Source organism: uncultured Campylobacter sp. (genome assembly GCF_938045225.1).
GTDB lineage: Bacteria > Campylobacterota > Campylobacteria > Campylobacterales > Campylobacteraceae > Campylobacter_A.
Genome location: NZ_CALINL010000167.1, coordinates 1 through 4746, shown reverse-complemented (window position 1 = coordinate 4746; position 4746 = coordinate 1). Strand labels below are relative to the sequence as shown.

Below are 4746 nucleotides of genomic sequence, written 5' to 3'. Positions count from 1 at the left end.
AATGTGCTTGCTAGCGTTATATGTCCTCATCTCGTAAGCATAGGTCGTCTCGGGAGCTAAATTTGCATCCACGTAGTGGCTGGCAAAGCGGTCTTTTATGTCGGCTACAACCTTCATTTTACCGTTATTTTCGTTTGGATTTGAGCGGTATAGATAGTAGCCTGCGACGTTTGAGGTCGGAGTCGGAGTCCACTCAAAGCCCACTTCGGTCATATCGCTTATAGTTTTTAGGCTCTGGACGGTCGGCAAATTCGGATTTACTTGCGCAGGCCCGCTAGAGGATACGCATCCACTCATCACAATGGCTAAAGAGCTCGCTAAGCCCCATAAAATCAATCTTTTCATCTATATTCTCCTTGCTAAATTTGCTAAGTAAAATTTCACTAAAATCATCCCAAATAGGCGCGACGAAGCTCATTTGCCCGCCCGTGCGCGGATGCGTGAAATATAGCCCGTAGGCGTGAAGCATTACTCGGCCGATTTTATCCTTTTCGCTCTTAAAACCGTATAAAGCATCGCCCAAAATATGGCGGTTTAGGCTAGCTAGATGCACTCTGATCTGATGAGTCCTGCCTGTAAAAAGCTTTGACGCGATCAAATTTACGCCTGCGTTTTTACCCTGCACGGGGCCGTCAAATTCGCTAAAAAGTAGATTCGCAAAGGCGCTTTTTGCCGCGCGGCCGCTTGAAACTATCGCCTTTTTTAGGCGGTTAGCGGGGTTTCGTCCGATAGCTCGCTCGACGATGCAGTTTTGCTTGAGCGGCAGATCGGTTAGCGCTAGATATATGCGTCCCATGCTTTTGTCGCTTAGCTGTTTTGAGAGCTCGGCGTGAGCGGCGTTATTTTTAGCTACGACGATAGCTCCGCTAGTGCCCTTATCCAGCCTATGCACGATGCCTGCCCTACTTTGTCCGCTTAAATTTGATAGCAAAAACCCCTTTGTGCCGAGCCAGTCCACAAGCGTGGGTTCCTTAACGCTAGGAGCGGGATGAACGACTAAATTTGCCGGTTTATTTAGCACGAGCAAATCCTCATCCTCATAAATGATCGGTACTTCGAATTCCGCTTCAAATTTAGCCGTATCAGGGTCGCTTTGCTCAAATTTGATATTCAAAACGTCGCCCAAATTTAGCTTCGCCGATGGCTTAGTTAGCGGCTTACCGTTTAGGCTAACTAGTCCGCTTTTTATCAAATTTAGCGCTTGGTTTCTAGCGACGTTTAGCTCAGCCGCTAAAAAAGCATCCGCCCTCGCCTGCGTATCATCTAAAATTTTGATCTCTTTTTCCGTCATTTTTATATTTGTTTCCTTTAAAATGCTATAATCGCTCAAAAAAGGCAAATTTTTGATAAGACTCGATAGGCGAATTTTAACCCATTTTGACTTCGTTCAGCCGTTTTTGATACTTCCTATTATTATTTTATCATACATTTTGGTTTCTGAGGCAAATTCTATCCTGGCTGGCAAGCAGCTTGTGTATTTCGGAGTCGGTCTAGCATTGTTTTTGTTTTTCTTTTTACTTCCCATTCGCAAGATCGCCTGGCTCATACCGCTATTTTACTGGATTTGTATCGTTTTGCTCATTAGCGTAGATTTGTTTGGCACGAGCAAACTGGGCGCGAAAAGATGGCTCGAGTTTCCTTTTATCCACTTTACGCTTCAGCCCTCAGAGATCATGAAACCCGCACTCCTGCTGATGTTAGGTTACCTCATCAAACAGCGCCCGCCCGAAGAAAACGGCTACGGCCTCAAGGACTTTTTACGTCTTAGCCTTTATATCCTTTTGCCTTTCGTGCTGATTTTAAAAGAGCCCGATCTGGGCACCGCGCTCATACTGCTCATCGTGGGCTACGCCGTGCTTTTTATCATCGGTGTAAATAAAAAAATTTGGGTCGTAATATTTGCGGGAGTTTTATTCTCGGCGCCCGTGATCTACGAAAATTTGCACGATTATCAAAAAAAGCGCATTACCGATTTTTTAAGCGAAGAGTCCAACTATCACGTGCGCCAAAGCATCATCGCTATCGGCAGCGGCGGACTAAAGGGCAAGCCAAAAGACGAGGCGACGCAAACGCACTTTAAATTTTTGCCGATTTCGACTAGCGATTTTATTTTTGCTTACACGATCGAGCGATACGGATTTTACGGAGGGCTTGCGCTACTTAGCTTTTACGGCGCGCTGATAGCTCATTTGCTCAGCTTAAACTACGGACTAAAGGATGATTATTTCACGCAAACGATGGCGTCTGGGATCGGGATACTTATCTTTATTTACGTGAGTATAAATATCATGATGACGATCGGCTTTGCGCCTGTGGTGGGCATTCCGCTACCTTTTTATAGTTACGGCGGCAGTAGCTTCGTTACTTTTATGTGCCTTTTTGGGATTTTGCAAAATTTGCTCGCGTTTAGGTTTGATCCGACGTATAGGCTGGTCAAATTTAAAATTTAAACATAAAAACTTTACTAAATATATACGTAAATTTTGATTGAAATAATTTTCAATCAAATCCCAAATAGAATTTGAAGTTTTTAAATATTAACCGCATTTGTTGTTAGGTCACTTTATTAACGACGTTTTTTGACAGCCTGCCCCGATCATACAAACGCATACATACAAAAGCTTTATATGCATCAAATAAACTTACAAAATAATAAGACGATGTACTTTAAAGTATTTGATAAAGATGAATTGAAGTGGTGGGTTCACCAGGACTCGAACCTGGGACCATCCGGTTATGAGCCGGATGCTCTAACCAACTGAGCTATGAACCCGCCAGCTGAAGTGAGGTTGTGATTATAGCAACGCAAAGCTTATTTACTGCTAAATTTTGATTTAAAAACGCAAAAATGTATAATACGCCAAATTTAATCCAAGGTAAAAGATGAACGAAAATTTAAACGATTTTATAGACGCGTTTTTACTAGACGGCGGCGAGCAGAGCGAAAAGGCGCTAATTTCGGCGCTAAAAAAGGCCGAGTTTTTCGCTCCAGTACTCATAAACCAAGCCTTAGCAAAGCCCGACGGTAGCGCAGTTTACGAAGAAGAGGGCTCAAATATCAAATTTGTCTTGCTTGAAGATGAAGAAAGCGGGCTTAGCTATTTCCCGGCGTTTTCTAGCAGGGCCGAGATGATGAGATGGCGAAACGACGCCGAGCAAGAGGCGATAAATCTGCGCCTAAAAGACTACGCCGCGATACTAGAAAGCGCCGAAGGCAAATATGCAGGTGTCGTGATAGACGCGTTTTCGCATAGTTTGATTTTGGATTTAGCAAAGCTCAAAGCGATCTGCGCGGAGTAAAATTTGGCCCAAATTCGGCGTCCGATGAGACAGTGGGTCCGCTCGGTAAATTTTAAGGACGGTACCGTCCGCAACCGCAAATTTGAGGGGAGAAAATGGATAAATTTAGAGAAAAATATATCGCGCTTCAAAAGGCGTTTTGGGACTTGGACGGCGATGCGGCAAGCATTTTGGCGCTATTTGAGTTCAAAGACGAGCTCGAAAAATGCGATGAAAAAGAGGCAAAGCTCGTGCTAGTTGACGTTTATGAGTTGCTGGGGCTCAAAAAGAGCGCTTGCGAGCTGTTAGCTAAAATTTGCGATCCGAAGGACAAAAAGCAGCTTAAAAAGCTCGGCTATCTAAAGCAGTATGCGCAAAACGGCGATGCGGGCGCGATAAAGCGCCCTAAAACCGCTAGCGAGGCGGCGCGCCAAAGTAGAAAACTAAAAAGCCTGCCTCATTTTCGCTACCATCCGGATCCCTTTAAAACAGGCGTGTTCAAGGACGATGCGAGCGTGGTTTGCGAGTGCTGTGAGCAAGCGACGGACGTGTATTATTGCGCTAGCGTTTACAGTGTGGAGGACGTGAACCACCTCTGTCCACACTGCATCGCTAGCGGAGCGGCAGTGGCGAAATTTGACGCCAGCTTCATCCAGGACGCAGATCCTCTGCCGCCTAGCACTTCGGACGCGCAGGCTAAAACCGAGGAGCTATTTAAAAGGACGCCTGGGTATTTTAGCTGGCAAGGGGAGCACTGGCTTGCTTGCTGCGACGATTACTGCGAGTTTTTGGGCGACGTAGGCACGAAGGAGCTGCAGGAGATGGGTATTACCGACGAAGTCTTTGAGGAGTACGCCCTGCGCGGCGAATTTGCGGTAGAGGACGTGCAGAGTTACCTCATCGCGGGCGGCGATATGGCGGGCTATCTGTTTCGTTGTACCCACTGCGGCAAGTATCAAATTTATGTCGATGCAAGCTAAATTTGAGGCTAAATTTGAAAAATTTTACTCGCCCAGACCCGCATCTTGAAAACGTAAATTTTTAGTTTTGTTAAAATTTGACGTTATTTTGCTTTTGTATTAATGGGTTTGAACTGCGCCATGCCTAGCGGTTGCAAACTCAGCAGTCTCTTCTTGCTTGCAAGCTGCTTTAAGCAGTAGCGAACGCAGTGAAGCTAAAGCAGAACTTCGCTTGGTTTTTAAATTTTGACCGAGTCAAATTTGCAGATTTAGCCCCGTTGCAATTTTAAAATATATAGCGCGGCGGCGGCGCACCAAACCAGTGTAATCAATATGCTTTTGCGTATTTGCACTATTTTATTAATTTCCTTATCGTATAGCTCTTGGCGAATCCATACGCTCCGCTACCTGAATCAAATTTAAAATCTTCATTAAGCGAGATGTCGTAAATAGCGCTCATCGCAGCTTTAAAATTTACATCATTCTCGACAAATAAAAAATACAAAAA

Annotated in this window: 4 protein-coding genes, 1 tRNA gene and 1 pseudogene; 3 read left to right on the top strand and 3 right to left on the bottom strand. The window is 44.8% G+C overall.

The features are described 5' to 3' along the window. Both Q0200_RS06260 and Q0200_RS06255 read right to left on the bottom strand, forming a co-directional pair. Window positions 1-297, bottom strand: a pseudogene (locus Q0200_RS06260) (hypothetical protein); the annotation flags it as partial. Further along, the gene (locus Q0200_RS06255; protein WP_297939122.1) at window positions 275-1291 is read right to left on the bottom strand and encodes an RluA family pseudouridine synthase; all 1017 of its coding nucleotides are present in this window, start codon (window positions 1289-1291) and stop codon (window positions 275-277) included. The gene Q0200_RS06255 and the pseudogene Q0200_RS06260, both read right to left, overlap by 23 nt. Before the next feature lie 52 nt (window positions 1292-1343). Here Q0200_RS06255 and Q0200_RS06250 point away from each other — a divergent pair, with 52 nt between their 5' ends. Next, on the top strand, window positions 1344-2450 hold the full coding sequence (locus Q0200_RS06250) for an FtsW/RodA/SpoVE family cell cycle protein (RefSeq protein WP_297939119.1): 1107 nt from the start codon (window positions 1344-1346) through the stop codon (window positions 2448-2450). 246 nt (window positions 2451-2696) lie between these two features. Here the strand turns inward: Q0200_RS06250 and Q0200_RS06245 are convergent. Beyond that, window positions 2697-2773: transfer RNA gene (locus tag Q0200_RS06245), tRNA-Ile, on the bottom strand. A 110-nt stretch (window positions 2774-2883) separates the two neighbouring features. Between Q0200_RS06245 and Q0200_RS06240 the strand changes: the two genes are divergently transcribed. Both Q0200_RS06240 and Q0200_RS06235 read left to right on the top strand, forming a co-directional pair. After that, window positions 2884-3300, top strand: a complete 417-nt coding sequence (locus Q0200_RS06240) for an SseB family protein (protein ID WP_297939117.1) — start codon at window positions 2884-2886, stop codon at window positions 3298-3300. Between the two features lie 95 nt (window positions 3301-3395). Continuing rightward, the gene (locus Q0200_RS06235) at window positions 3396-4259 is read left to right on the top strand and encodes a CbrC family protein (RefSeq protein ID WP_297939115.1); all 864 of its coding nucleotides are present in this window, start codon (window positions 3396-3398) and stop codon (window positions 4257-4259) included. Window positions 4260-4746 lie beyond the last annotated feature (487 nt).